The organism is Sphingobium sp. AP50 (assembly GCF_900109095.1).
Lineage (GTDB): Bacteria > Pseudomonadota > Alphaproteobacteria > Sphingomonadales > Sphingomonadaceae > Sphingobium.
On sequence record NZ_FNYZ01000017.1, the window covers coordinates 12,757 to 38,157 of the forward strand.

The 25,401-nt window shown below is 64.0% G+C and carries 24 protein-coding genes; 11 read left to right on the forward strand and 13 right to left on the reverse strand.

The features are described from left to right. Nucleotides 1-3 precede the first annotated feature (3 nt). Together BMY84_RS21815 and BMY84_RS21820 are read right to left on the reverse strand one after the other, a co-directional pair. A complete protein-coding gene (locus BMY84_RS21815) occupies nt 4-267 on the reverse strand; it encodes a helix-turn-helix domain-containing protein (protein ID WP_256215355.1) in 264 nt (87 codons plus the stop codon). Between the two features lie 55 nt (nt 268-322). After that, nucleotides 323-1,147 (reverse strand): oxygen-dependent tRNA uridine(34) hydroxylase TrhO, encoded by an 825-nt coding sequence (locus BMY84_RS21820; protein ID WP_093086556.1) that lies wholly within the window; start codon nt 1,145-1,147, stop codon nt 323-325. Nucleotides 1,148-1,212: 65 nt separating this feature from the next. Between BMY84_RS21820 and pdeM the strand changes: the two genes are divergently transcribed. Together pdeM and BMY84_RS21830 are read left to right on the forward strand one after the other, a co-directional pair. Then, complete coding sequence (gene pdeM / locus BMY84_RS21825) at nt 1,213-1,872, forward strand: ligase-associated DNA damage response endonuclease PdeM (protein ID WP_093086558.1); 660 nt, start codon at nt 1,213-1,215, stop codon at nt 1,870-1,872. A 186-nt stretch (nt 1,873-2,058) separates the two neighbouring features. Next, on the forward strand, nt 2,059-4,860 hold the full coding sequence (locus tag BMY84_RS21830; protein ID WP_093086559.1) for a TonB-dependent receptor: 2,802 nt from the start codon (nt 2,059-2,061) through the stop codon (nt 4,858-4,860). Here BMY84_RS21830 and BMY84_RS21835 read toward each other — a convergent pair. Next, nucleotides 4,838-5,572, reverse strand: a complete 735-nt coding sequence (locus BMY84_RS21835) for a YggS family pyridoxal phosphate-dependent enzyme (RefSeq protein WP_093086561.1) — start codon at nt 5,570-5,572, stop codon at nt 4,838-4,840. The genes BMY84_RS21830 and BMY84_RS21835 overlap by 23 nt on opposite strands. Before the next feature lie 23 nt (nt 5,573-5,595). Between BMY84_RS21835 and BMY84_RS21840 the strand changes: the two genes are divergently transcribed. Further along, complete coding sequence (locus BMY84_RS21840) at nt 5,596-6,144, forward strand: thiamine phosphate synthase (protein WP_093086563.1); 549 nt, start codon at nt 5,596-5,598, stop codon at nt 6,142-6,144. Nucleotides 6,145-6,190: 46 nt separating this feature from the next. On the opposite strand, the gene BMY84_RS21845 is transcribed toward BMY84_RS21840, so the two are convergent. After that, nucleotides 6,191-6,865, reverse strand: a complete 675-nt coding sequence (locus BMY84_RS21845; protein ID WP_093086564.1) for an HAD family hydrolase — start codon at nt 6,863-6,865, stop codon at nt 6,191-6,193. Nucleotides 6,866-6,963: 98 nt separating this feature from the next. Between BMY84_RS21845 and BMY84_RS21850 the strand changes: the two genes are divergently transcribed. Genes BMY84_RS21850 through BMY84_RS21865 form a run of 4 tightly spaced genes read left to right on the forward strand, consistent with a single transcriptional unit; the run spans nt 6,964 to nt 10,540 of the window. Then, the gene (locus tag BMY84_RS21850) at nt 6,964-8,073 is read left to right on the forward strand and encodes an ABC transporter permease (protein WP_093086566.1); all 1,110 of its coding nucleotides are present in this window, start codon (nt 6,964-6,966) and stop codon (nt 8,071-8,073) included. Beyond that, the gene (locus BMY84_RS21855; RefSeq protein WP_093086568.1) at nt 8,073-8,945 is read left to right on the forward strand and encodes an ABC transporter ATP-binding protein; all 873 of its coding nucleotides are present in this window, start codon (nt 8,073-8,075) and stop codon (nt 8,943-8,945) included. The genes BMY84_RS21850 and BMY84_RS21855 overlap by 1 nt, the downstream gene beginning before the upstream one ends. 3 nt (nt 8,946-8,948) lie before the next feature. Beyond that, on the forward strand, nt 8,949-9,911 hold the full coding sequence (locus BMY84_RS21860) for an MlaD family protein (RefSeq protein ID WP_093086569.1): 963 nt from the start codon (nt 8,949-8,951) through the stop codon (nt 9,909-9,911). Nucleotides 9,912-9,928: 17 nt separating this feature from the next. Then, nucleotides 9,929-10,540 (forward strand): ABC-type transport auxiliary lipoprotein family protein, encoded by a 612-nt coding sequence (locus BMY84_RS21865; RefSeq protein WP_093086679.1) that lies wholly within the window; start codon nt 9,929-9,931, stop codon nt 10,538-10,540. A 59-nt stretch (nt 10,541-10,599) separates the two neighbouring features. On the opposite strand, the gene pepN is transcribed toward BMY84_RS21865, so the two are convergent. From pepN to BMY84_RS21900, 7 genes are all read right to left on the reverse strand, one after another. After that, nucleotides 10,600-13,200 (reverse strand): aminopeptidase N, encoded by a 2,601-nt coding sequence (pepN, locus tag BMY84_RS21870; protein ID WP_093086571.1) that lies wholly within the window; start codon nt 13,198-13,200, stop codon nt 10,600-10,602. Between the two features lie 122 nt (nt 13,201-13,322). Further along, nucleotides 13,323-14,255 carry a ParB/RepB/Spo0J family partition protein gene (locus BMY84_RS21875; RefSeq protein WP_093086573.1) on the reverse strand — a complete coding sequence of 311 codons (933 nt, stop codon included), beginning with the start codon at nt 14,253-14,255 and terminating at the stop codon, nt 13,323-13,325. After that, nucleotides 14,252-15,034: a ParA family protein gene (locus tag BMY84_RS21880; RefSeq protein ID WP_093017772.1), complete on the reverse strand. Its 783-nt coding sequence runs from the start codon at nt 15,032-15,034 to the stop codon at nt 14,252-14,254. Before BMY84_RS21880 ends, BMY84_RS21875 begins: the two co-directional genes overlap by 4 nt. Then, nucleotides 15,031-15,675 carry a 16S rRNA (guanine(527)-N(7))-methyltransferase RsmG gene (rsmG, locus tag BMY84_RS21885; protein WP_093086574.1) on the reverse strand — a complete coding sequence of 215 codons (645 nt, stop codon included), beginning with the start codon at nt 15,673-15,675 and terminating at the stop codon, nt 15,031-15,033. The genes BMY84_RS21880 and rsmG overlap by 4 nt, the downstream gene beginning before the upstream one ends. Beyond that, nucleotides 15,672-17,522: a tRNA uridine-5-carboxymethylaminomethyl(34) synthesis enzyme MnmG gene (gene mnmG, locus BMY84_RS21890; RefSeq protein WP_093086576.1), complete on the reverse strand. Its 1,851-nt coding sequence runs from the start codon at nt 17,520-17,522 to the stop codon at nt 15,672-15,674. The genes rsmG and mnmG overlap by 4 nt, the downstream gene beginning before the upstream one ends. Nucleotides 17,523-17,580: 58 nt before the next feature. After that, nucleotides 17,581-18,873, reverse strand: coding sequence for a tRNA uridine-5-carboxymethylaminomethyl(34) synthesis GTPase MnmE (gene mnmE, locus BMY84_RS21895; RefSeq protein WP_093086578.1), 1,293 nt, complete (start codon nt 18,871-18,873; stop codon nt 17,581-17,583). 5 nt (nt 18,874-18,878) lie between these two features. Next, nucleotides 18,879-19,133, reverse strand: a complete 255-nt coding sequence (locus tag BMY84_RS21900) for a DUF6489 family protein (protein ID WP_093086580.1) — start codon at nt 19,131-19,133, stop codon at nt 18,879-18,881. 153 nt (nt 19,134-19,286) lie between these two features. Between BMY84_RS21900 and BMY84_RS21905 the strand changes: the two genes are divergently transcribed. The 3 genes from BMY84_RS21905 (at nt 19,287) to BMY84_RS21915 (ending at nt 22,042) form a co-directional block, all read left to right on the forward strand. After that, a complete protein-coding gene (locus BMY84_RS21905) occupies nt 19,287-19,988 on the forward strand; it encodes a dienelactone hydrolase family protein (protein WP_093086581.1) in 702 nt (233 codons plus the stop codon). After that, the gene (locus tag BMY84_RS21910; RefSeq protein WP_256215356.1) at nt 19,988-20,959 is read left to right on the forward strand and encodes a quinone oxidoreductase family protein; all 972 of its coding nucleotides are present in this window, start codon (nt 19,988-19,990) and stop codon (nt 20,957-20,959) included. Before BMY84_RS21905 ends, BMY84_RS21910 begins: the two co-directional genes overlap by 1 nt. Nucleotides 20,960-21,022: 63 nt before the next feature. Further along, nucleotides 21,023-22,042 (forward strand): phytanoyl-CoA dioxygenase family protein, encoded by a 1,020-nt coding sequence (locus BMY84_RS21915; protein WP_093086583.1) that lies wholly within the window; start codon nt 21,023-21,025, stop codon nt 22,040-22,042. Nucleotides 22,043-22,049: 7 nt separating this feature from the next. Here BMY84_RS21915 and BMY84_RS21920 read toward each other — a convergent pair whose 3' ends face one another. Both BMY84_RS21920 and rho read right to left on the reverse strand, forming a co-directional pair. Then, on the reverse strand, nt 22,050-22,772 hold the full coding sequence (locus tag BMY84_RS21920) for a YjbE family putative metal transport protein (protein ID WP_093086584.1): 723 nt from the start codon (nt 22,770-22,772) through the stop codon (nt 22,050-22,052). A 109-nt stretch (nt 22,773-22,881) separates the two neighbouring features. After that, complete coding sequence (gene rho / locus BMY84_RS21925) at nt 22,882-24,138, reverse strand: transcription termination factor Rho (RefSeq protein ID WP_093017786.1); 1,257 nt, start codon at nt 24,136-24,138, stop codon at nt 22,882-22,884. 267 nt (nt 24,139-24,405) lie between these two features. Between rho and BMY84_RS21930 the strand changes: the two genes are divergently transcribed. Next, nucleotides 24,406-25,383 (forward strand): aspartyl protease family protein, encoded by a 978-nt coding sequence (locus BMY84_RS21930; protein ID WP_093086586.1) that lies wholly within the window; start codon nt 24,406-24,408, stop codon nt 25,381-25,383. Nucleotides 25,384-25,401 lie beyond the last annotated feature (18 nt).

Genomic DNA, 25,401 nt, shown 5'->3' on the forward strand with positions numbered 1-25,401 from the left:
CCCTTATGATGGATCGGTCGGTGACCCTTGCAAAATGGCCGCAATCTGTTCCTCAGCCTTGGTCGCTTCGGCGATGAGCAGGCGCAATGCCTTGGCGGTATCTTCCAGCAGCCCGTCGCCAATAGGACGCTCGCCATTGATGAAGCGGCGGATGGCCCGTTCGTCTATGCCGAGGCGTCGCGAGAAAGTCGTGGTCCCGCCAAAGAGCTGAACATAATAGGCAAAATGCTCATGGCGCTCGTCAGTTGAAATTGGCCGGGTCATCATTTTCTCTTTTCTGTTCGCTGTCAGTGGTCATGAACTATCGCGCGCTTACGGCGTATTAGCCCCGATGCGGCCAGGCGCCGCTTTCGTCGCCGGGACAGTCATGGTCGGCGCCTTGCGGATGGGGCAGGCCGCAGGTGCGGCAGGTGATATAGTCGCCGGGCTTGAGGCCGTGGCCCACCGTCACCCGCTCGTCAAAGACATAGCATTCGCCCTGCCAGCGGCTGTCGGCTTCCGGCATTTCCTCCAGATAGCGCAATATGCCGCCCTTGAGATGATAGACATCGTCAAAGCCGCGCGCCTTCACCAGTGCGGTGGACTTTTCACAGCGTATGCCGCCGGTGCAGAACATCGCGATCTTCGGGCTGCGGCCCTGCGTCTTGAGGTCGGCGGCGAAGGCGTCGAACCAGTCGGGGAAATCGCGGAAGGCGCGGGTCGCGGGATCGATCGCATTTTCGAAGGTGCCGCAGGCGACTTCATAGGCGTTGCGCGTGTCGATCAGGATCGTGTCGGGATCGGCGATCAGCGCGTTCCATTCCGCCGGGTCGAGATGGGTGCCCGCCTGATTGGCCGGGTCGAGATCGCCCGCGCCCAGAGTCACGATTTCGGCCTTCACCTTCACCTTCATCCGGGCGAAGGGCGCTTGCGTAGCCTGCGCATATTTGACGTCCGTGTCCGCGCAGCCGGGCAGCGCGCGGATATGGGCGATCAGGGCCGTAATGGCATCCGCATCGCCCGCGACCGTGCCGTTTATCCCCTCCCCCGCGATGATCAGCGTGCCGCAGGTGCCAAAATTGGCGCAGACGGTCTTAAGATCGGCGGCGATCGCCTGCGGATCGGCGAAACGGGTGAAATGATAAAGGGCGGCTACGGTGTAGGACATGGCGGCCCCTATAGGCGCTGCGCGCGCCTCTTGAAAGCCGGGGCGTAGAGGCGCATAGCCGGGCCATGGTTCCCCTTTCGTTCGCAGGTCATGCGTTTCTGGCGCTGCCGGAGGCCGCGCTTTTCTGGCCCGATCAGCATGCGCTGCTGGTGGCGGACCTGCATTTCGAGAAAGCGAGCTGGTATGCCCGGTTCGGCCAGTTCCTGCCCCCGCATGATAGTCAGGCGACGCTGGACGTGATCGAGGCGCTGGTGGCGCGCACCGGGGCGCGGGCGGTCTGGTCGCTGGGGGATAGTTTCCATGATGCCGATGGCGCCGCGCGGCTGGACCCGAAGGCCCGCGACCGGCTGACTGCCCTTACGGAAAGGCTGGACTGGACCTGGATTACCGGCAATCATGACGTCGGGGTTGCGGCCATGCCCGGTGGACGGCGCGTGGCGGAGGCGGAACTGGGGGGCATCTGGTTGCGGCATGAAGCCGATCCGGAGGACAAGCGGCCGGAGATTTCGGGCCATTTCCATCCCAAGCTGCGCCTGTCGCTGCGCGGACGGCATGTGTCGCGGCGTTGCTTTGTGGGATCGGCGACCAAGCTGATCTTGCCGGCGCTGGGCGCGCTGACGGGGGGACTGGATGCGGGTCATGGGGAGATTCGCCGCGCGGTGGGGCCGGGTGCGGCTGCGTTGGTGCCGGTCGCGGACCGGTTGCTGCGCTTTCCCTTATCGTAAAGGGACGCTACGGAAATCAGACGCGCATTTGTTGCTATATAGCAACATAGGGCGAATGCGCGCTTCCGCACCTGCGGAAAAATCCCCCGAAATCTGCCGAGTCTTGCCAACATCGCGCTGTGGCAGCATAATCACCCTCATCCCGACGCGGCGGAAAGTCGTGCGGGCCAGGAGAGGATTGCCATCATGACAGCCAAGAGTCCCTTGCTGACGTCCGTAGGCGCGTTGGCGCTGTGCCTGTTTGCCCCCGCCGCCCTGGCGCAGGAGGATGCTGCACCGCAGGCCGCCGCCGATCAGGGTGACGCCCAGATTATCGTCACCGCCACCCGGCGTGCCAGCCCCCTGTCCGACGTGCCGATCGCGGTGTCGGCGGTGGGTGCGCAGGCGATGCTCAATAGCGGCGCGAGCGACATCCGCACGCTGAACCAGCTTGCCCCGTCCCTGCTCGTGTCCTCCACCGGGTCCGAAGCCAATGCCTCCGCCCGTATCCGGGGCATCGGCACGGTGGGCGACAATCCGGGTCTGGAAAGCTCCGTCGCGGTATTCATCGACGGCGTCTATCGATCGCGCACCGGCGCGGGACTCAACGAACTGGGCGAGATCGAACGGGTGGAGGTGCTGCGCGGGCCGCAGGGCACTTTGTTCGGCCGCAATGCCTCCGCCGGTCTGATCAACATCATCAGCAAGGCGCCAGAGAACACGTTCAATGCCAAGGGTGAGATCAGCTATGGCAATTATGATTATTGGCGGCTGTCTGGCCGTGTCACCGGGCCGGTGGCGGATGGCATCGCCCTGTCGCTGGACGGGGTGTGGAGCAAGCGCGACGGATTCTACAAGCTGGTCGACGGCAGCGGTGCGAAAGTAGGCGATACCAACGACCGCAACCGCTATTTCCTGCGCGGACAGGCGCTGATCGAGCCGAATGACGCGCTGTCGATCCGGCTGATCGGCGATTATACCAATCGCGACGAAAGCTGCTGCGGCGCGGCCTATATCGAGACGCGCGAACGGCTGCCGGTTGCGGGCGGCGGTTATGGCACGGCACCGTTCAACCGGATCGCCGCGATCCTGGCGGGGCAAGGCAGCGTCATCGCCGCCAATCCCTATGACCGGGAACTCAGCATCACGCCGGGCCGGGACTATGTCAGCAAGCTGCGCGACTGGGGCCTGTCGGGCGAGATCAATTATGATTTCGGGGGCGCCAAGCTGACCAGCATCACTGCCTATCGCGACTATAAATCCCGCGACTATGGCGATTATGACTATAATGCCGCCGACCTTCTCTATCGCGACCCCAACACCTATCGCCAGTTCAAGACCTTCACGCAGGAATTGCGGTTGCAGGGATCGGCCTTCGCCGACAAGCTCGACTGGCTGGTGGGCGGCTATTACGCCAATGAACGGCTGACCTTGCAGGATAATATCCGCTTCGGCGCCGATTATGGCCGGTTCGCCGCCTGTCGCCTGATGGCGGGCGCGGGTGCCACCAGCAACTTCACGGCGGCGCAACTGGCGGCCTGTGGCAGTGGCCTTGCCACGTCTGCGCTGATCAACGGAACGCAGGCGCAATTGAATGCCGGGTTGACCGCCGCGCTGATCGCGCGCGGCTTGCCGGCGGCGACCGCAGCGGCGCAGGCCGGGGCGATTTCCACCGGCCTTGGCAACGGGCTGCGCGCACTGGCGGCGATTCCGTCAGGCACGGGTGACGTGGCGTCGCTCTATCGGCAGAAGAGCGAGAATTGGGCGATCTTCACCCATAATATCGTCCATATCACCAACCGGCTCGATCTGACTCTGGGCCTGCGCTACACCCATGAAAGCAAGCGCTTCTCGTCCGACTTCAACAATAATAACGCGACCTGCGCGGCGTTGCAGTCGTCGGCCCTGCCATCGCTGGCGACCAATGCGGCGCTGGGCAGCGCGGCGGCGCTGGCGGGCGGCATCCTGACGCTGGGATGTCTGGGCAATGGATCGACCAGTCTGAATGCGCTGAACCTGAACGACAAGATCAGCGACGGGGAATTTTCGGGGACGGCGGTGCTGTCCTGGAAGCCGATCGACGACCTGCTGCTCTATGGCAGCTATAGCAAGGGCTATAAGGCGGGCGGCTATAATCTGGATCGCTTCCAGCTGGGATCGACCGGGCTGAATGCCATCCCTGCCGTGTTCGCGCCGCGCACCAATGCCGATGTCACCAGCCTGCGCTTCGCTGCGGAAAAGGTGGATTCGTTCGAGGTGGGCCTGAAATATGCCCAGCCCAAATGGAGCGCGAACATCGCGGCCTTCCGGCAGGAGTTCAAGAATTTCCAGCTGAACACCTTCAACGGCACCAGCTTCGTCGTGCAGAATATCAATGGCTGCGACAGCGCGCTGAGCGCCACGCGGACCTGCGACAGCGGCGATGTGGGACCGGGCCTGATCAGCCAGGGCGTGGAACTGGAACTGACGGCGACCCCCGTGCGCGATTTCCGTGTGTCGGGTGGCCTGACCTATGCCCGCGCGAAATTCGCCAACCGGCTGGTGGGTAGCGGCGATGGCAGCGTGCCGCTGGACTCGGCGCTGTTCCTGTTGCCGGGATCGATCAATTCCAACGCGCCGCAGCTCGTCACCACCGCCAGCCTCGCCTGGACCCCGGCGATCGGATCATCGGGCCTGTCCGCCCTTTTCTATGTCGATGGCCGCCTGACCAGCGACTATAATACCGGGTCGGACCTGTTCCCCGAAAAGCGGCAGGATGGCTATGCGATTGTCAATGCCCGCATCGGCCTGCGCGGGAAGGACCAGCGCTGGGCGATCGAGCTGTGGGGGCAGAATATCTTCAACCAGGATTATACCCAGGTTGCCTTCTCCAGCCCGCTCCAGTCCAGCAGCCCGGCGACGTCGACCACCGGCCAGTTCGCAACGGGTGCGCCGATGGCGAACCAGTTGATCTCCGCCTATCTGGCAGAACCGCGCACTTACGGCATCACTTTGCGCGGGAGTTTCTGAGCATCCCCCTCCCGCTTGCCGGTACGGGGCGGGCGGGAGAGGGCCTTTCCCCGAACAGGGCGGTGCCGACGCGAATGTCGGTCGCGCCCAGCATGATCGCGGTTTCATAATCGCCCGACATGCCCATGGACAGGCGCGCGAGGCCTTCCTCGCGCGCCATTTTTGCGAGCAGGGCGAAGAAGGGCGCGGCCTCTATATCCGCCGGCGGCACGCACATCAGGCCCAGCAGCGGAATGTCGGCATCGCGCGCGGCGGCGATCAGCGCCGACGTGTCGGCAATGGCGCAGCCCCCTTTTTGTTCTTCCCCACCGATATTGACCTGAAGGAAACAGGGGATGCGCTTACCCGCGGCATCCATCGCCTTGGTGAGGGCGGTCAGCAGCGAGGGCCGGTCGAGGCCGTGGATCACATCGAACAGGGCCACCGCTTCGGCTGCCTTGTTGGATTGGAGCTGGCCGACCAGATGCAGTTCGATATCGGCATATTCCTCCCGCAGGGCAGGCCATTTTTCCTGGCTTTCCTGCACGCGATTTTCGCCGAAGACGCGCTGGCCGACCGCGATCAGCGGGCGGATGGCGTCGGCGCCATGGGTCTTGGACACGGCGATCAGGTTGATGTCGTCAGCGGTGCGGCGAGTCAGGCGGGCGGCGCGATCGATGGAGTCGCGCAGATCGGCCAGGCGCTGGGCCGCTTCTTGGGTGTCGGTGGTCATGGGCGCTGCTATAGGCGAAGGCTATGCAGCGCCGCCACCGCAAAAAACTGCCCGCCCTGTGGCTGATGACGGACGAGCGGGTGGCCGATGCGGCACTGCTGGTGGCGGCGGCGCGACTGCCCAAGGGGGCGGCGGGGATCGTCTTTCGCCATTATGGCACGGGGCCGGTGGAGCGGCGGGCGCTGTTCGAGGCGCTGCGGCAGATTGCGCGGCGGCGGCGGCTGGTGTTGCTGCTGGCAGGGAACGTGAAGGACGCGGCGGCATGGCGGGCGAATGGGGTGCATGGTCGCGACCGGCGGCGGATGATGAGTCCTCTGCTGCGCAGTTGCCCGGTGCATGATGTGCGGGAGGCTGTCGCGGCGGGCGGCGCGGATCTGTGCTTTGTCTCCCCCCTGTTCCCGACCCGATCGCATCCGGGCGCGAAGACGCTGGGGCGGGTGCGCTTTGCGGCGCTGGCGCGACAGGTCGAGGCGCCGGTCATGGCGCTGGGCGGGGTGCAGGCAGCGCGTCGCCGGATGTTGGCGGGAATCGGCGCGGATGGATGGGCGGCGATCGATGGACTGACCCAATAGATGGCGGAATTGGACTCCTGCTTTCGCAGGAGCACGTTGCATTGGATCAGGCCCAGTCGACCCGCGTCCAGCCGCGTTCCGCTGCCAGTTTGGCCAGCGGCTTGTGCGGGTTGGAGGCGAAGGGGATGTCGGCATATTCGAGCATCGGCGCGTCCGACACATGGTCGGAATAAGCACGGATATGCGCCTGGCTGCGGTCGATCGCCTGCGCGGCCATCCATGCCTTGATCATCCGCAGCTTGCCGGTGTCGTAGCAATTTTCGCCGGCAATTTTCGCCCGGACATAGCGCAAATCCTGGCTGAGATGATCGGTGGCGATCACCGCGTCGAAACCCAGCCGCCGCGCGATCGGTTCGACATAGAGGCGGTAGGAGGCGGTGGCGAGCACCAGCATATAGCCGTCGGCCCGATCCTGCGCGATCTGCGTCACCGCACCGGCGCGCAGGTTGGTCGCCACGACCCGGTCCGCATAGCTTTCGATATGCGGCATCAGTTTCGCGCGTTCGACATTAGAACCGATCATCAGCGCCTGATTCAGTTCCTTCAGCCGCTGGCGGCTGATCAGCTTGAGCACATAGGCCAACATCAGCAGCACCACGCAGGGCAGCAGCAGTAGCCGCCAGGGCGCCATTCGCCGCGCCACATGGATCAGGAATCCCGTATAGGTGCCGCTGAAGGTCACCGTGCGGTCCATGTCGTAGATCGCCAGCCTGTGCTTCATACCGTGTCCGAAACTTTTGCCCTTGCCCTTCGTTATGGCTTGCGGATGGGCCGTTTCGGCTTGCCGTGCAACCGATAATGGACCACTAATCCCGTCGCATGAACAAAGCCGCTGATCTTGCCGAAGACAGACATGACGGCAGCAGCGTAATCCGGCTTTCCGGATCGCTGGCCATCGCCTGCCTTGCTGACCTGCCCGACCGGCTGGAGGCTGTGCAAGGCCCCGTCGCCGCTATCGACCTGAGCGATGTCGATCATATGGATACGATCGGCGCCTGGACGGTGCATCGCACCGCCAAACGTCTCGATTGCCAGATTACTGGCGGAACGGACGATGCGCGCCGCCTGATCGATGCGGTCGGCAATCTGGACGAGCCGGTGCCGATTCGTCCGGACTATGTGCATCCCGTGTCACGAGTGGTGGGCCAGATTGGTGAGGCGGTCACGGCCGCCGGATCGACTTTGGTCGGCCTGCTTGGTTTCTTTGGCGGCACGCTGGTCGCCAGTTGGAATATCATTCGCCATCCCAGTCGTTTCCGGCTGAATGCGGTGGTGCAGCGGTTCGAGGTGGTGGGCGTTTCCGCGCTGGGCATCATCGGGCTGATGAGTTTCCTGATCGGCATCGTCATCGCCCAGCAGGGATCGGTGCAGTTGCGCCAGTTCGGTATGGAGATGCTGACGATCAATCTGGTCGGCCGCCTCACCTTCCGCGAACTGGGCGTGCTGATGACTGCGATCATGGTTGCGGGCCGGTCTGGCTCCGCTTTCGCTGCCCAGCTTGGCACGATGAAGCTGACCGAGGAGGTCGACGCCATGCGCACCATCGGCGTGTCGCCGATGGAGGCGCTGGTGCTGCCGCGCACGCTGGCGGTGGTCGTCATGATGCCGTTGCTCGGTTTCTATGCATCGATCATGTCGGTGATTGGTGGCGGATTCCTGTGCGCGGTTGCGCTGGAAATCCCGCCCATCACCTTCATCCAGCGGCTGCGCGAAGTGGTGCCGATCACCGATCTGTGGGTCGGCCTGATCAAGGCGCCGGTCTTCGGCATCATCATCGGCCTGTCGGGCTGTTTTCAGGGGATGCAGGTCAAGGCGAACGCAGAGGAAGTCGGGTTGCGCACCACCGCTGCGGTGGTGCAGGCGATCTTCCTGGTCATCGTGATCGACGCCTTCTTCGCCGTCTTCTTCACCTGGGTCGGGTGGAATTGATGAGCGAGGAAGATATCCAGCGAGCCGAGGAGCAGCGGGTCGACGCGGCGGTCGCATCCAGCGACATCGCGATCAAGGTATGCGGGCTGAAGAATAGTTTCGGCGATCAGGTCGTGCATGAAGGGCTGGACCTGGACGTCTATCGTGGCGAGATCATCGGCGTGGTCGGCGGATCGGGCACCGGCAAGTCGGTGCTGATGCGCTCCATCATCGGCCTCCAGACGCCGGACGAGGGCGAAATCCACGTCTTCGGCGAGAATATGGTCGGCCGCCTGGATGACGAAGCCCTGGCGATCCGCAAGCGCTGGGGCGTGTTGTTTCAGGGCGGTGCGCTCTTCTCTACGCTGACGGTGGCCGAGAATGTCGAAGTGCCGCTGCGCGAATATTATCCTAATATTGGCGGAACGTTGCGGGATGAGATCGCCGCCTACAAGATCAGGATGACGGGACTGCCGACCGAGGCTGGCCCCAAATATCCGTCCGAACTGTCGGGCGGGATGAAGAAGCGAGCGGGCCTGGCCCGGGCGCTGGCGCTGGACCCCGACCTGCTGTTCCTGGACGAGCCGACAGCGGGTCTGGACCCGATCGGCGCCGCCGCCTTTGACGAGATGACGCGCAAGTTGCAGCAGACGCTGGGCCTGACCGTCTTCCTCATCACGCATGATCTCGATACGCTCTATTCGATCTGTGACCGGGTGGCGGTGCTGGCGGACAAGAAGGTGACGGCGGTCGGCACGATTCCCGAATTGCTGGCCACGGACCATCCGTGGATACAGGAATATTTCAACGGTCCGCGCGGCCGGGCCGCCACGGCGGCGGTCGAGCGTGAGAAGAACAGGGCGGCAGAGAGTCCGCCGGACGGAAGGCGATAGGATATGGAAACCCGCTCCAACCATGTGCTGGTGGGCACGGTCACGCTGTTGCTGCTGGCCGCGATCATGGCTGCCGCCTTCTGGTTTTCGCGCATCTCCGATGGCGAGAACAAGGAGTTCGACATCTTCTTCAAACAGTCGGTCAACGGTCTGGCGAAGGGATCGTCGGTCAATTATTCCGGCGTGCCGTCGGGCAAGGTCGAGAAGATCGAACTGTGGAAGCGTGATCCCAGCTTCGTGAAGGTGCGCATTTCCGTGAAGGAAGGGACGCCCGTGCTGCAAGGCACGACGGCGACCATTTCCGGCGTGGGTTTTACCGGCGTCAGCGAAATCGTGCTGGACGGCGCGGTCAAGGGCGCGCCGCCGATCGAATGCCCGGCAGAAAATACGCTGGCTGTGTGTCCCGATGGCGTGGCGGTGATCCCGACCAAGCCGGGCGCACTGGGCGAATTGCTGAACAATGCGCCGCAACTGCTGGAGCGGCTGTCGACCCTGACCGAGCGGCTGACCGAGTTGCTGAACGACAAGAATCAGCAGTCGATCGCCGGCATCCTGGCCAATGTCGAGCGGGTATCGGGCGCTTTGGCTGACCGCAGCCCCGAAATTGCCGGCACGCTGGCCGAAGCGCGGATCGCGGTGCAGCGGACCGGCGTGGCGGTCGAGCAGATCGGCAAGCTGGCCGCGACCACCGATGCGCTGCTGAACGATGAGGGCAAGCCGCTGATGGCGGACCTGCGCAAAACCGTGCAGTCGGCGACGCGCAGCATCGATACCCTCGACAAGACGATCGGTGAGGCACAGCCGGGCGTAAAGACGTTCAGCACCCAGACCATGCCGGAAGTGAACCAGCTGGTTCGCGACCTGCGTGAAATGTCGCGGTCCTTCCGCGGGGTTGCCGAAAAGCTCGACCAGCAGGGTGCCGGATCACTGGTCGGATCGCCCAAGCTGCCGGATTACAAGCCATGATGAGAGAGATGCGGACGATGTTTCCCATGAAGACCCGTGGCGCGATGAGCGCGCTCCTAGCCGCCACCTTGCTATCGGGTTGCGTGTCGATCGGCGCCAAACCGCCGATGCAGTTGTTGACGCTGGATGCGGCGCAGAAGGTGCCGGCCGGGGCTGCGCGGGTGGCGGGTGACGGGCGCACGCTGATCGTCGCCGATCCCGAGGCGCCGCGCATGCTCGATACGGTACGGGTGCCGGTGCAGACGTCGCCCACCGCCGTCGCCTATGTGACCAAGATCCAGTGGGCCGATACGCCGCGCCATCTGTTCCGCCGCCTGCTGGCGGAGACGATTTCCGCCACGACCGATCGGGTGGTGCTGGATGCCGGGCAGTTTTCGGGGGACGGTGGCCAGCGCCTGTCGGGCGAACTCGTCGCCTTCACCGTGGACGCGGCCAGCCATAGCGCGATCGTGACCTATGATGCGGTGCTGACGACGCCGGCTGGCGTAGCGCTGGCCCGCCAGCGTTTTACCGCCAGCGCGCCGATCGGCGGCAAGATCGATTCCTCGACCGTTGGCGCGCCGCTGAATGCCGCGGCAAACAAGGTGGCGGCTGATGTCGCTGCATGGGTGGCGGCGGTCAAGGACTGACCCCCTGCCCTGTTCGGGCCCTGTTCCGGGCGCTGACGGCAGCGCCCGGATTATCTCACTTATTCCAGACTCTTGCTGGCCTGTTCGGTCACATCCTTCGACAGGCCGGGTTCCGCCAATATGCGTTGCAGTTCGGCGCGCATCAGGGTGGCGCGCGCTTCGTCGAAACGCTTCCAGCGGCCGAGCGGCGGCACCAGTCTCGCCGCCGTCTGTGGGTTCAGCTTGTCGAGCGCGATGATGCAGTCTGCGACCAGCCGATAGCCCTTGCCCGACTTGTGGTGGAAGGCCCACTGATTGCCCGCAAAGGCGCCGTAGAGCGACCTGACCCGGTTGGGATTTGCGAGAGTGAAGTCCTTGTGCCGTCCCAGTTCCTCAACCTGTTCCACCGCGTCCGGATGCAGGGCGAAGGCCTGCGTCTGGAACCATTTGTCGAGCGTCAGCGCGTCGGCCGAATAGCGGTTGTAGAAGATGTCGAGCGCGGCTTCGCGTTCGGGGCTGCTGCCATTGGCCAGCGAGCCCAGCGCGGCTTGTCGCTCGGTCATATTGTCGGCCTCGCTAAACTGGGCGAAGGCGATGGCGGGGCCATCCTGTGCGCCTGCCGCCACCAGATAATGCAGCGCGGCGTTGCGTAGCTTGCGGGCGCCCTTGGCGGCCGGGGAAATGGAGAAGGCATTGGCCTTCGTCTTTGCATGAACGTCGCGCCAGAGCGTCTCCAGTTCGGTGCCGATCTTCGTCTGGATCGCGTCACGCGCGGCGTGGATCGCATCCGGGTCCACCTGCTTCATCTGGTCGCCCAGATAGGCTTCGCTCGGCAGGCGGATTGTTTCGGCGATGAAGGCCGGATCGAGCATCGGATCGGTCAGCGTGTTGCGGATGGCGTCGATCACCGCGCCATCATCCACTGCCTGCCCGGCGATGCGGCCGATCAGCACATTGACCATCAGTTGCTGCATCGCCTCATAACGGGCGAAGGGATCGTCATCATGCGCCGACAGGAAGGCGAGATCGGCCTGGCTGCGGTTGGTTTCCACGATCACCGGGGCGGAGAAGCCGCGATTGATCGACAGGATCGGCGCGCTGGCGAAGCCGGGGAAGGTGAAGCTCTGCTGTGGCTGGGTGAGCATCAGCAGTTCGTGGCCATGATGCTGGCCGGTGGCGGAATCGAACAGGGCGGTGCGCAGCGGAATGGCCATGGGCTGCTTGTCGGGCTGACCGGGCGTGGGCGGGACCGTCTGTTCCAGCGTGAGCGTCACGGTCTGGCTCGCGGCATCATGGGCCATCTGGGCGCGGACATGGGGGGTGCCGGCCTGCTCATACCAGCGGCGGAACTGGCCAAGGTCGATCTGGCCGCCCTCCTCCATCGCCAGCACGAAATCCTCGCAGGTGGCAGCTTGGCCGTCATGCCGTTCGAAATAGAGATCGCTGCCCGCCCGGAAGCGCTCGGCGCCCAGCATCAGGGCCATCATACGGATGACCTCCGCGCCCTTATTATAGATGGTGGAGGTATAGAAGTTGCTGATTTCCATATAGGATTCAGGGCGGATCGGGTGAGCGAGCGGGCCGCTATCCTCCTGGAACTGCGCCGCGCGCAGGATGCGGACATCCTCGATCCGCTTGACCGCATGGCTACCCATGTCGGCGGAGAAATTCTGGTCGCGAAAGACGGTGAAGCCTTCCTTCAGCGAGAGCTGGAACCAGTCGCGACAGGTGACGCGATTGCCCGACCAGTTATGGAAATATTCATGGGCAACGACCCCCTCCACCCCGTCATAATCGATGTCGGTGGCGGTTTCCGGGTCCGCCAATATGTAGCGGCTGTTGAAGATGTTGAGGCCCTTATTCTCCATCGCGCCAAAATTGAAATCGGCGACAGCGACGATGTTGAACACGTCCAGATCATATTCGCGGCCATAGATACGCTCATCCCAGGCCATGCTGTCCTTGAGCGCCTTCATCGCATGGGCGGTGCGGGGCAGGTCAGCTTCCTTGACCCAGATGCCAAGTTGCACTGCGCGACCGCTCATGGTGGTGAAGCTGTCGGCATTGCAGGCGAGGTCGGCGGCGACCAGCGCGAAGAGATAGCAGGGCTTGGGGAAGGGATCGTTCCAGAGCGCCCAATGGCGGCCATCGGCGGCGTCGCCCTGATCGATCGGATCGCCATTGGCCAGCAGGATCGGGAAGCGTGCTTTGTCGGCGATCATGCGCACGCTGTAGCGGGACAATATGTCGGGCCGGTCGGGGAAGAAGGTGATGCGGCGGAAGCCCTCCGCCTCGCACTGGGTGCAGAGCAGGCCGCCGCTGGCGTAGAGGCCCATCAGCTTGCTGTTCCGTTCCGGCGCCAGTTCGACCAGCGTTTCGACGCTATGCGCTTCGCCGGTCAGCGGGATGATGAGGGCGCCGGCCTCCAGATGCCATTCTGTTTGTTCGAGCGGGCGGCCGTCGACGGTGACTTCGAGTGGCACCAAGCCATCGCCATCCAGACGCAGCGGGCGATCATGTGCGCCGTTTCGGGTGACGGACAGGGTCGCGCGGACCTTCGTCAATGCCGGATCGAGATCGAAGTCGAGCGCGATATCGGGGATCAGCCAGTCGGGCACCTGATAGTCGGTGCGGCGAATGACAGCAGGAGCGGCGGTGGTGGTGGAGAGCATGTCGGCCATGACCCCAACCTAGGCAGCGGATGGGGAAAAGGCCAGTGGGCTTGGATGTGCCAGCGCACAAGATTGCGCAAACTGCGTCCGGTTCGGGCCGCTTTTGAGAGGCCCAAGCCGGACGGAAAGGTCTAGATTCGTTCGCCAGACAGGCGCTGACAGAGCATGTCGAGCTGATCGAGATTGGAATAGCGCATCGACAGGATGCCGCCGGTCGACGGACCATCATGCGCGATTTCGACCTTCAGACCCAATATGTCGGCCAGATGCTGTTCCAGCGCGGCGATATCGGGGTCCTTGTCCTTGCTATCCTTGCTCATGGTGCGGGCGGCAGGCGCTTCCGATCCGGTCTTGACCCGGCGGACAAGCTGTTCCGTATCGCGAACGGAAAGGCCTTTTTCTTCAACCTGTTGGGCCAATTTTTCGCAATTGGGCACGCCGATCAGGGCACGGGCATGGCCCATGCTGATCTTGCTATGCATCACCTGCTGCTGCACCACCTGGGGCAGTTCCAGCAGGCGCATCAGATTAGCGACATGGCTGCGCGACTTCCCGACGATCCGGCCCAGCGCTTCCTGGCTATGGTGAAATTCGGCGATCAGCTTGCGATAGGCCTCCGCCTCCTCGATCGGGTTGAGATCCTCGCGCTGGATATTTTCGATGAGCGCGATTTCCAGCGTTTCCTGCTCGTCGAAATCGCGGACGATCGCCGGGATGCGATGCATCTGGGCACGCTGGGCGGCGCGCCAGCGGCGTTCGCCAGCGATGATCTGGAAGCCGCCGCCATGGGGACGGACGATAATCGGCTGGATGATGCCACGCTTGGCGATGCTGTCGGCCAGTTCCTGCAACGCGCCCTCGTCGAAATGGCGACGCGGCTGTTCGGGATGCGGATGAATCAACGCAACCTCGATGCTCTGCACCGCTTTGCCGTTCGCGGCTGGCGCGGCACTGGCGTTGACCGGTTCTTCGCGGGAGACATCGCCCAACAGGGCGGAAAGGCCCCGGCCCAGACCCTGGGGACGCTTGGCAATCTTGGGCTTGTCGGTCGTTTCGTCGCTCAAGCGGCAACCTCCTGTCGGGGCAGGCGCGCGATCAGTTCGCGCGCGAGACGCATATAGGCTTCCGATCCCGAGCAGCGGAAGTCGTAGATGAGGGCGGGCACGCCATGGCTGGGTGCTTCGGAGAGGCGCACATTGCGCGGAATGACGGTGGTGAAGACCAGGTCGCCCAGACAAGCGCGGACATCGTCGGCCACCTGATCGGTCAGGCGGTTGCGGCGATCATACATGGTCAGCGCCACGCCCATGATCGACAGGCCGGGATTGAAGCGACCGCGAATCCGCTCGACCGTCTGGAGTAGTTGCGACAGGCCTTCCAATGCGAAAAATTCGCACTGGAGCGGCACCAGCAGATATTGCGCGCCGACCATGGCGTTGATCGTCAGCAGGCCAAGAGAGGGTGGGCAGTCGATCAGGCAGATGTCCCAGCGGCCGGGTTGCGCTTCGGCCAGCACGCGCTCCAGCCGATGGGTGCGCTGTTCATAGTCGATCAGCTCGATTTCCGCGCCGGACAGATCCTGCGTTGCGGGGACGAGGTCGAGCTTGGGCACGCGGGTCGTGACGATAGTATCGTCCAGTGCGCAATTGCCGACCAGCAGGTCATAGCTGGACTGGGCACGTTCCGCCTGACCGACGCCAAGGCCGGTCGACGCATTGCCCTGCGGATCGAGATCGACCAGCAGCACCCGAAGGCCGGTGGCGGCAAGACCGGTCGCGAGATTGATCGCGGTCGTGGTCTTGCCCACCCCACCCTTCTGGTTCGCGATGGCGATGCGGATCATGGGCGCCCTTTCTTCTTGCCAGCAGGTGTGACGGAACGCGCGACGATGATGGCGCTATCTGCGTCCGTTACGCTCGGTTCCACGTGAAACACACCTTGCCATGTAGGACGCACGGCCTCCAGTTCATTTTGCGCATTTCGTCCCTTGGGCAGCACCCAGACGGTCTTTTTATCGGACAGGTGCAGCGCGGACTCGAGCAATTTTGGCAGCGGTGCATAGGCGCGGGCGCTGATGATCGCGGCCTTGGTCGGCGGGACGCTTTCGACCCGACCGCCGAACACGCGGGCATTGCCAAGGCCGAGATCGGCGATGACGTCGTTCAGGAAATCGATCCGCTTGCGACGGGATTCGACCATCATCAGCGGGCGATCGACCAAGCAGGCGATGACGATGCCGGGCAAGCCTGCACCCGATCCCAGGTCGATCCAGTCGCGGCCATCATCGTTGCCGGCATGGGTCAGGAGCTGGGCGGAATCGACGATATGGCGCACCCAGATATGCGGGCGGGTCGATTCTGCGATCAGATTCTGCTCGTCCATCGCCGACAGGAGAATGGCGACATAGCGCTCCAACTGATCCCATGTTTCACGTGAAACATCGAATTGCGCCTGGAGCCAGGCGCGGGCTTCATCTTCGGTCACGCGGCCTCCCGCCGGACATGGACAAGAATGGCGGCAAGGGCCGCCGGTGTGATTCCCCGGATGCGTCCGGCAGCAGCGAGGGTGTCGGGACGAGCGGCATCTAGCCGCTCGATCATCTCGGTCGAAAGGCCGCCGATCGCGCGGTAATCGAAATCGGCCGGGATATGGACGCGCTCATTGCGGCGCAGTTCGGCGATCTCGCTATCCTGTCGCTGGAGATAGGGCGCGTAATGCGCATCCTCCAAAATCTCGGCGCGCAGGTCGGCGGGGGCGTTGCGCAGGCTCGGCGTGAGATCGAGCAGCAACGCCTTATCTACTTCGGGGAAGCGGGCCCAGTCGAACAGGCTGCGACGCGCGCCGTCCTGTCGGACCGAAGCGCCGGCCTTTGCCATTTCGCTGGCGGTCATGGGACGGGCCAATTCAGCTTCGATCGTTGTGCGCAGGGTTGCCCGTTCTGCCAATCGTGCTGCGCGAGTCTCGCCGATGATCCCATGGGCCAGACCGATCGGACCCAGCCGAGTTTCGGCATTGTCGGCGCGCAGGCGCAGGCGATATTCGGCGCGGGCGGTGAGCATGCGATAGGGTTCGGTCACGCCCTGCAAGACGAGGTCGTCGATCATCACGCCGATATAGGAGCTGGCGCGGTCGAGGATCATCGGCGCTTCGCCGCGGGCGCGAGCAGCAGCGTTGACGCCGGCGATCAGGCCTTGAGCGGCCGCTTCCTCATAGCCGGTCGTGCCGTTAATCTGTCCGGCGCAGAATAGGCCGGGCACGGTGCGCACTTCCAGCGAGGCGTCTAGCGCGCGCGGATCGACATGATCATATTCGACAGCATAGCCCGGCACGGCAATCTCGACCTTCTCCAGACCGGGCATCGAGCGGACCATGTCGATCTGCACGTCAGTCGGGAGCGAGGTGCTGATGCCGTTGGGATAGACCAGCGCGTCTTCAAGACCCTCGGGTTCGAGGAAAATCTGATGTCCGTCGCGATCGCCGAAACGCAGCACCTTATCCTCGATCGAGGGGCAGTAGCGCGGCCCCCTCCCTTCGATCGCGCCGCTGAACAGAGGCGAGCGGCCGAGGCCGTCCCGGATGATCTGATGGGTGCGATCATTGGTGCGGGTGATGGCGCAATCCAGCTGCGGCAGGATGCGCCGGTCGGAGAGCGGCGACATGGTCCAGCCCTCCCCGTCCGATGGCTGGGTTTCCAGCGCGGCCCAATCGATGGTGCGACCGTCGAGACGCGGCGGCGTGCCGGTCTTGAGGCGCGCGATTGGCAGGCCGAGGTCGCGGAGTTGGAGGCCCAGCGTGGTGGCCGCGCGTTCGCCGACGCGCCCGCCGGTTTCGCGCTCGTCTCCACGGAAGAGTTTACCGCCCAGGAAGGTGCCGGTCGCGAGGACGATAGAAGGCGCGCTCAGGCTGCGGCCATCGGCGAGGGCGATCCCGGCAATGGTGTTGCCGTCCAATATCAGTGCGCTGGCTTCGCCTTCGACAATGTCGAGATTGGGCTGGGCGTCCAGCATCGTATGAATGGCGGCGCGATAGCGTTTGCGGTCGGCCTGGATGCGCGGGCCTTGGACAGCGGCGCCCTTGCTGCTGTTGAGCATGCGATAATGAATCGCGGCGGCATCGGCTGCGCGGGCGATCAGTCCGTCGAGCGCGTCGACTTCGCGGACGAGGTGCCCCTTGCCCAGCCCGCCGATCGCGGGGTTGCAGGACATGGCGCCGACCGTCGCCTTTTCGAAAGTGAGCAGCGCCACGGCCGCGCCCTTGCGCGCCGCCGCTGCAGCCGCCTCGCAGCCGGCATGGCCGCCGCCGACCACGATCACATCATAGCTTGTTCGCATGGGCTGCCCTTATCAGATATGGGCAGGGTCGGTCAAAAGCGTTCCACGTGAAACATCATCATTTGCCGATGCAGAATCCCGAAAAGAGCCGGTCGAGCATATCCTCGGTCCCGGCCTGTCCGGTCAGGGCGTCAATAGCAGCGCGGGCCAGGCGCAGTTCCTCTGCCGCGACCAGCAAATCAGGCGTGCTTCGGGCGGCATCGAGATGGTCGTGCAACTGTCTCACTCGCTGTCTCTGGCGGGTGTGCAGGGCATAGTCGCCCTCCCCCGGCAGCAGCGCTGCGGCGCGTTCCAGCAAGGTGGCGATCAGCTTTGTCATCCCTTCGCCTGTCCGCGCGGAGAGCGAGAGGCCGGGGCGATCCGTCTCCGCGCAGTCGCTTTGCGCCGCGATCAGGATCGCATCGTCGCGGGGCAGTTCGTTTGCCTCGCCAAGCCAGAGAATGATGTCCGCGGCCTTCAGCGCGGCGCGGGCGCGATCGATGCCGATCGCCTCGATCGCATCCGCCGTCTCGCCGCGCAGACCGGCCGTATCGGTAAAGAGGAAGGCAGTGCCGCCGATCGCGGCGGGCACCTCGATCCGGTCGCGCGTGGTGCCGGCGATATCGGACACGATCGCCGCCTCGCGCCCGACCAGAGCATTGAGCAGGGTCGACTTGCCGGCATTGGGTGGACCGGCCAGAACAACGCGCACGCCGTCGCGAAGACGTTCGGCAGAGGGTGCGGCAAGGATGGTGGCGACGTCCTGCGCCAGTATGGCAATCCCCTCCCCTATCCGCGCTTCGATCGCGGCATCGGGTACGTCATCTTCGTCGGAGAAATCGAGCGCGGCTTCGGCCATGGCGGACAGGTCCAGCAGGGTCCGGCGCCAGCCGTCGATGCGGCGGGAAAAATGTCCTTCTGCCATCAGCAAGGCAGCGCGGCGCTGGCCCTGGGTTTCGGCGGCGAGCAGATCGGACAAGCCCTCCACCGCGTTGAGGTCCATGCGTCCATGGGCGAAGGCGCGGCGGGTGAATTCGCCTGCTTCGGCGCGACGCAGGCCGGGCATGACACCCAGCGCATCCTCGACCGCCGCGACGACGGCGCGACCGCCATGGCAATGGAGTTCGACCATATCCTCGCCCGTGACCGTCGCCGGGCCGGGCAGCCATAGCAACAGCGCCTGATCGAGCAGGCCGCCGTCGCGCGGGTCTTTCAACAAGGCGAGGCTGGCAGTGCGGGGGTGCGGCACGCGCCGGGCCAGAGCCTCCAGCGCGGTGTGGGCCTGATCGCCGCTGATGCGGATGACCGCGATGCCTGCCGGTGGCGCCCCGCTCGACAGGGCAAAGATGGTGTCGTCCTGAGCTTGGGGCACGCTGCTTATTTCTTGTCGTCCTTGCCGCCTGTCATGCCCGACAGACCGACATTCATCATCTGCTGAAACAGGCGCATGCCCGCGTCGCCGAGCGGCGAGAAGCTCTTGAACAGCGTTTCCATCTGTTCGACGCTGCCCACGCCATCGAAACTGTCGAGCATCGTCTTGATATATTTGTCGTGAATGGGCGTCACGTCAGGCAGGCCCAGAAAGGCGCGGGCCTCGGCAGGCGTGCAATCCACGTCGACGGTTACCTTCATGTCGCTGCTCTTCCCTGATGGCGCTGTAATTGCGTTGCGCCGTCATGCCGCAAGTCGGCGTATCAACGCAAATTTTTAAAAGCGGCAGGTGGTTGCGCGCCCGTCCGGAACGGCCAATATGCGCTTCAAATCTTGCGGATGAAGGAGAATCTCATGGGCGACTTTACCCCGATCACTACGCTGGAAGGCGATGCGCAATTCGACGCTTATGTCGCTAGCCCCGAAGGCGAAGCGACCGCGGCGATCATCGTCATCCAGGAAATTTTCGGGGTGAATGAAGGCATTCGCCGCAAGTGCGACAGTTGGGCGAAGGCGGGCTATCTGACCTATGCCCCGGACCTGTTCTGGCGGATCGAGCCGCATATCGAACTGGATGCGGACGTGCCCGAAGAGATGCAGCAGGCGCTGGCCTATATTCCCAAATATAATCAGGATCAGGGCATTCGCGATATTGAGGCGACGATCAAAGCGGCCCGCGCGGCGCTGGGCGGCACCGGCAAGGTGGGCGTCGTGGGCTACTGCCTGGGCGGGCGGGTCGCCTTCATGTCGGCCTGCCGTACCGATGGCGATGCCTTTGTCGGCTATTATGGCGTGGGGATCGACGGCCTGCTCGGCGAACAGCATGGCATCGGCAAGCCGACCATGCTGCATATCCCGACCAAGGATGGCTTCGTCCCGCCGGAAACGCAGCAGGCTATGCATGACGGGTTGAAGGATAATCGTCACGTGACGCTGCATGACTATGAAGGGCTGGACCATGGCTTTGCCGCCGAAATGGGCAATCGCCGGGTCGAGGATGCCGCACAACTGGCTGACAAGCGTACCGCCGATTTCTTTGCCGAAAGCCTCGCCTGATGTCGGCGGCATGGCGCATGGTGGCCAGTGCGCATGGCGGGCCGGAGGTGATTGCGAAGGAAGCGTTTGATCCGGGCGCGCCGGGCGAAGGCGAACTGTTGATCGAACAGGAAGCGGTCGGCCTCAACTTCATCGACACCTATTATCGCACGGGGCTTTACCCTGCCCCCCTCCCCACCCCGCTGGGGTCGGAAGGCGCGGGCAAGGTGGTTGCGGTGGGGGCCGGCGTTACCGGCTTTGCCGTGGGCGATCGGGTGGGTTGCGCCAGTGGTCTGGGCGCCTATGCCACGCATCGCATCATACCGGCGGACCGGGCGGTGCGCATTCCCGATGGCGTATCGAGTGAAGATGCTGCCGCGATGATGCTGAAGGGCATGACCGCCTGCTATCTGGCGGAGGATAGTATCGCGCTGAAAGCCGGACAGGTGGCGCTGGTCCATGCGGCGGCGGGCGGGGTCGGATCGATCCTGGTCCCCTGGTTGCGGGACAAGGGCGTGATCGTCATCGCCCATTGCGGGTCGGCGGCCAAGGCGGCGCTCGTCGATGCCGATCATAGCCTGCACGGCCCTTTTGACGATCTGGCCGCGACAGTACGCGAACTGACCGGCGGTAAGGGCGTCGATGTCGTCTATGACGGGGTCGGCAAGGATAGCTGGAGGGCTTCGCTCGCCAGCCTCAAGCGGCGCGGCCTGCTGGTCAGCTATGGCAATGCGTCCGGGGCGGTGCCGCCGGTCAGCCTGCTGGACCTGAGCCGGGGCGGATCGCTCTATGTCACCCGCCCGACCTTGTTCGACTATATCGCCACGGCAGAGGAACTGGCCCATACGGCCGACCGGTTGTTCGACCGGATGCAGCGCGGCGTGATCAAGGCGCAGATCGGGCAGCGCTTCGCGCTGGCGGACGCGGCCGACGCGCACCGTGCGCTGGAGGCGCGGCAGACGATCGGTGCGACCATATTGGTGACGAACTAAATCTTTGCTAAATAAGGGAAAATATTCATTTTCAATGGAGTCAGGCATGGGATGCGGGGAGGCATGAGGCTCTTCGCGCCCTTGCTAACACCGGTCTGGGCGGCACAATTGTTGACGGGAGCGAAATCCTTCGTCGACAATCCGTTGATCGGATCGGCGCGTCTCAATGCCATGGGGCTGCACGTCGCGCGTGTGCGTCTGGCCCATGCCATGACGGCGCGGCGGCGGGCTGCTCTGGCGGGGATGGTGCATCCGGAGGATCGTGTGCGGTTCGATCGCGACGGCGTGGTCGAGATTCGCGATTTCCTGCCCGCGTCGCTGTTCGCCGACTTGCGGCAGCAGATTGCGGACTATCGGAACGAGGCGCGCGAAGCGGTGCAGGGTGATACGATTACCCGGCGCCTCGCGCTCGATCCCACGGCGCGGCGGGCCATCCCGGCCTTTGCCGCCTTTCACAACAATGCGCGGTGGCGGGCCCTCACCCGCTATGTTGCCAGCTTCGACATTGAGCCGTTGCTCTATATCCAGTCGATCCTGCCCAACCGTCATGTCGCGCCGCCCGACCCCCAGATCCAGTTCCATGCCGACACTTTCTATCCGGCGATGAAGGCCTGGCTGTTTCTGGAGGATGTGCCGGTCGAAAACGGACCCTTTACCTATGTGAAGGGATCGCATCGCCTGACGCCCGAGCGGATCGCCTGGGAACGGCAGAAGAGCCTGACCGTGCGCGACGGTGATTGTCGGCTGTCGGCGCGCGGTTCCTTCCGCATCATGCCGGAGGAACTGGCAGGGCTTGGTCTGCCTGCGCCGACCCGCTTTGCCGTGCCCGCCAATACATTGGTGGTGGCGGACACGTTCGGATTCCATGCTCGCACGCAGGCCAGCGTATCGGCCACCCGGATCGAGCTATGGGCTTATGGCAGGCGCAATCCCTTCCGACCGATCAAGGGGCTGGATATCTGGAGTCTGCCGGGCATAGCGGAGCGACGGATCGGGCTGCGCTGGTGGCTGGCGGATCGGGCAGCGGGGCTGGTGTCGCATCCGTGGAAGGCGGTCGGGATCAAGGGAGCGGCCGACGAATGACGCCGGGTCAGGTGAACAGCGTCAGGATGCCGACATGCCGGTCGACAAAGCCTTCATAGACCATTTCGACCGCGACATAGACGATCACGGCAAGGCCGACATAGGCAATCCAGCGGAAGCGATCGATATAATAAGCGATGATATTGGCGGCAGCGCCCATCAGTGCCACGGACAGAAGCAGGCCCAGGATCAGGATGCCCGGATGTTCGCGGGCGGCGCCGGCGACGCCCAGCACATTGTCCAGGCTCATCGATATATCGGCGACGGCCACGGCGCCTGCGGCACGGGCGAAGCTCTTGGCCGGGCGTAGGCCGGACTGATCGTCATCGCTGCGATCGTCTGGCGTATTTGCGCCGTGAGGCGGATGCAGTTCCCGCCACATTTTCCAACTGACCCACAGCAGCAGCAAGCCGCCGGCCAGTATCAGCCCGACAATTTGCAGCAACTGGCTGACGATCAGGGCAAAGAGGATGCGCAGCAACAGCGCGGCGGCGATGCCGATCAGGATGACCTTGCGCCGTTGTGCGGCGGGCAGGCCGGCGGCCAGCGCGCCGACGACGATGGCATTGTCGCCCGCCAGTAGCAGATCAATCATCAGCACCTTGGCAAAGGTCGCCATGGCATCGGCCGAGCCGATCATGCTGAAATCATGAAGGATGTGCCGCCAGATATCGGCGAAGGAGCCTATCGCGGGGACGGCGGATGCAGCGGCGGCGGTGAAGAGGAACATGATGCCTCAACGCCGCCGGGCTGGATCGGATGCAGGCTGATCCCGATAACAGGCCAGCGATCGCGAGAGAGAAAGACAGGGGCCAGTCGACGAAGGACCGGCCACGCCTTTACTGGTTCATCGTCGCGAAGAAATCTTCGTTGGTCTTGGAATCCTTCATCTTGTCGAGCAGGAATTCCATCGCATCGACCGTGCCCATCTGCATGAGGATGCGGCGCAGCACCCACATCTTGCTGAGGATCGGCTTTTCGACCAGCAATTCTTCCTTGCGGGTGCCCGACTTGCCGACGTCCAGTGCCGGGAAGATGCGCTTGTCCGCAACCTTGCGGTCCAGCACGATTTCCGAGTTGCCGGTGCCCTTGAACTCTTCGAAGATGACTTCGTCCATGCGGCTGCCGGTGTCGATCAGCGCGGTGGCGATGATGGAAAGCGAACCGCCTTCCTCGATGTTACGCGCGGCGCCGAAGAAGCGCTTGGGGCGCTGGAGTGCGTTCGCATCGACACCACCGGTCAGCACCTTGCCCGACGAGGGGACGACAGTGTTGTAGGCGCGGCCAAGGCGGGTGATCGAGTCGAGCAGGATCACCACATCCTTCTTGTGCTCCACCAGACGCTTGGCCTTTTCGATCACCATTTCGGCCACCTGGACGTGGCGGGTGGCGGGCTCGTCGAAGGTGGAGGAGACGACCTCACCCTTCACGCTGCGCTGCATGTCGGTAACTTCTTCCGGGCGCTCGTCGATCAACAGGACGATCAGGAAGACTTCGGGATGATTGTCGGTGATCGCCTTGGCGATGTTCTGGAGCATCACCGTCTTGCCGACACGGGGCGGCGCGACGATCAGCGTGCGCTGGCCCTTGCCCTGCGGGCTGACGATGTCGATGACGCGGGCCGACTTGTCCTTGACCGTGGGGTCCAGCGTGTCGAGGCGCAGCTTCTGTTCGGGATAGAGCGGCGTCAGATTATCGAAATTGACGCGGTGACGGACGACATCGGGATCGTCGAAATTGACCGAGAGCAGCTTGGTCAGCGCGAAATAGCGTTCGCCATCCTTGGGCGCGCGGATTTCGCCTTCCACCGTATCGCCGGTGCGCAGGCCGAATTTGCGGACCTGATTGGGCGAGACATAGATATCGTCGGGACCGGCCAGGAAATTCGCTTCGGGGCTGCGCAGGAAGCCGAAGCCGTCCGGCAGCACCTCGATCGTGCCCTCGCCCATGATCTGCTCGCCATTTTCCGCCTCGGCCTTGAGGATCGCGAACATCAGGTCCTGCTTGCGCAGCGTGGATGCGCTTTCCACGCCCAGTTCCTCAGCCATGGTGACGAGGTCTGCGGGAACGGTCTTCTTGAGGTCCTTGAGATGCATTTGCGAGTCGGTCCGATGCGGTGGATGAGAAATGGGCCGGAAAGGAAGGAGATAGCCGGACAGGAAGGCCGGAAACCCTCGCTCCGGACGGGCGAGGATGGATATATTGGCGTTTAGCGATCCGTCGCCGGTTTCGTCAAGGCAGGATAGATGCTGATCGCCAAGGAAAATCGCGCTTTCAGGCGGAGCGGCGGCGAATGGTGGCGCTGGCGCGATGACCGGCCTTCATGATATAAGAAGCGAATAAGATAATGGAAGGACGAGGATATGGGACGGCTCCCAGTCTCGACGAAGGCCCTGCTCGGTATCGCGCTGGCGATCGGTGGGCCGCCATTGGCCGCGCAGGATGGGCCGGCCCTTGATCCAGATGCGCCGCCATCCTTGGTGCGGACGGTGGACGACAGCGACCAGCGGGTCACTATCCCGATCTCGATCGACGGCAAAGGGCCGTGGAACTTCATCATCGATACCGGATCGCAGCGCACGGTGATCGCACGCGATCTGGCGCAGCAACTGGCGCTGCCCCCGCGCGCCAATGTGACGATCCTGAGCATGACCGGCCGGGCGGAAACCCATACGGTGGCGCTGCCGCGTCTGGGCTTTGGCGGCAACCGGGTCGACGATATCGAGGCGCCGGTGCTGGATGGCGCCAATCTGGGCGCGCCGGGCCTGCTGGGGTTGGACAGCCTGCATGCCAAGCGGGTGACTCTGAATTTCCGGACGGGGCGGATGGAGATTGCCAGCAGTGGTGCGCGCCGACCGTTGCGGGGCGATCCCGATACCATCGTGGTGGAGGCGAAGCGCAAGCGCGGCCAGCTGATCCTGCTCGATTCCGACGTCAACGGGATGCGGGTCGATATCATGCTCGACACCGGCACCAATTTCAGCATCGGCAATCTGGCCCTGCGCGACCGGCTGATCGCGAAGAAACGCGCGCCCGCAATGCTGGAGGCGAGTCTGGTCAGTGTGACGGGCGGCTTGCTGACCGGGCAGGTCGGGCGGATCAAGTCGGTGCGCATGGGGCGCGTCAACATGATCGAGGTGCCGGTGCTGTTCGCCGATGCCAGCCCGTTCAAGGAACTGGGGATGGAGGACAAGCCGGCCCTGCTGCTGGGCATCAGCGCGTTGCGCATCTTCGATCGGGTGGCGATCGATTTCGGTCGGGGGAAGGTGGACTTCCTGATGCCGGACGCCAGTGCGATCGACAGGACGCGCTTTGCGGCGAACGATCAGGGCAAGGGGTGATATAGAAAATCGGGCCCC

Bases quoted from the DNA above. Each gene is read 5' to 3' on its own strand.
- BMY84_RS21815 (WP_256215355.1), bottom strand. From the start codon at position 267: ATGATGACCCGGCCAATTTCAACTGACGAGCGCCATGAGCATTTTGCC.
- BMY84_RS21820 (WP_093086556.1), bottom strand. From the start codon at position 1,147: ATGTCCTACACCGTAGCCGCCCTTTATCATTTCACCCGTTTCGCCGAT.
- pdeM (WP_093086558.1), top strand. From the start codon at position 1,213: ATGGTTCCCCTTTCGTTCGCAGGTCATGCGTTTCTGGCGCTGCCGGAG.
- BMY84_RS21830 (WP_093086559.1), top strand. From the start codon at position 2,059: ATGACAGCCAAGAGTCCCTTGCTGACGTCCGTAGGCGCGTTGGCGCTG.
- BMY84_RS21835 (WP_093086561.1), bottom strand. From the start codon at position 5,572: ATGACCACCGACACCCAAGAAGCGGCCCAGCGCCTGGCCGATCTGCGC.
- BMY84_RS21840 (WP_093086563.1), top strand. From the start codon at position 5,596: ATGCAGCGCCGCCACCGCAAAAAACTGCCCGCCCTGTGGCTGATGACG.
- BMY84_RS21845 (WP_093086564.1), bottom strand. From the start codon at position 6,865: ATGAAGCACAGGCTGGCGATCTACGACATGGACCGCACGGTGACCTTC.
- BMY84_RS21850 (WP_093086566.1), top strand. From the start codon at position 6,964: ATGAACAAAGCCGCTGATCTTGCCGAAGACAGACATGACGGCAGCAGC.
- BMY84_RS21855 (WP_093086568.1), top strand. From the start codon at position 8,073: ATGAGCGAGGAAGATATCCAGCGAGCCGAGGAGCAGCGGGTCGACGCG.
- BMY84_RS21860 (WP_093086569.1), top strand. From the start codon at position 8,949: ATGGAAACCCGCTCCAACCATGTGCTGGTGGGCACGGTCACGCTGTTG.
- BMY84_RS21865 (WP_093086679.1), top strand. From the start codon at position 9,929: ATGTTTCCCATGAAGACCCGTGGCGCGATGAGCGCGCTCCTAGCCGCC.
- pepN (WP_093086571.1), bottom strand. From the start codon at position 13,200: ATGGCCGACATGCTCTCCACCACCACCGCCGCTCCTGCTGTCATTCGC.
- BMY84_RS21880 (WP_093017772.1), bottom strand. From the start codon at position 15,034: ATGATCCGCATCGCCATCGCGAACCAGAAGGGTGGGGTGGGCAAGACC.
- mnmG (WP_093086576.1), bottom strand. From the start codon at position 17,522: ATGCGAACAAGCTATGATGTGATCGTGGTCGGCGGCGGCCATGCCGGC.
- BMY84_RS21900 (WP_093086580.1), bottom strand. From the start codon at position 19,133: ATGAAGGTAACCGTCGACGTGGATTGCACGCCTGCCGAGGCCCGCGCC.
- BMY84_RS21905 (WP_093086581.1), top strand. From the start codon at position 19,287: ATGGGCGACTTTACCCCGATCACTACGCTGGAAGGCGATGCGCAATTC.
- BMY84_RS21910 (WP_256215356.1), top strand. From the start codon at position 19,988: ATGTCGGCGGCATGGCGCATGGTGGCCAGTGCGCATGGCGGGCCGGAG.
- BMY84_RS21915 (WP_093086583.1), top strand. From the start codon at position 21,023: ATGAGGCTCTTCGCGCCCTTGCTAACACCGGTCTGGGCGGCACAATTG.
- BMY84_RS21920 (WP_093086584.1), bottom strand. From the start codon at position 22,772: ATGTTCCTCTTCACCGCCGCCGCTGCATCCGCCGTCCCCGCGATAGGC.
- rho (WP_093017786.1), bottom strand. From the start codon at position 24,138: ATGCATCTCAAGGACCTCAAGAAGACCGTTCCCGCAGACCTCGTCACC.
- BMY84_RS21930 (WP_093086586.1), top strand. From the start codon at position 24,406: ATGGGACGGCTCCCAGTCTCGACGAAGGCCCTGCTCGGTATCGCGCTG.